Here is a 216-nt window from a genome sequence, read left to right on the forward strand (position 1 = left end):
TATGTGACGACGAAGACAGATGGTTCGACGACGACAGCAAACAATGTTGGCGATGCGTTAACGAATTTGAATAACGAAGTTGTTAAACCAATTACCTTCACGGGTAATAGTGGCACAGTTGATCGTAAACTTGGAGAGACACTGAACATTAGCGGTGGCTTAACAGGTGCAGGTTCGAACAGCAACATCAAGACAGTAATTACAGGCGATACGCTA

At 44.0% G+C, this 216-nt stretch carries 1 pseudogene; it reads left to right on the plus strand.

Annotation, left to right across the window (positions count from 1 at the left end):
• Positions 1 to 216: pseudogene (locus tag M2R48_RS21095) on the plus strand (hypothetical protein); the annotation flags it as partial.

Source organism: Acinetobacter sp. I-MWF (assembly GCF_025433935.1).
GTDB classification, from domain to species: domain Bacteria; phylum Pseudomonadota; class Gammaproteobacteria; order Pseudomonadales; family Moraxellaceae; genus Acinetobacter; species Acinetobacter guillouiae.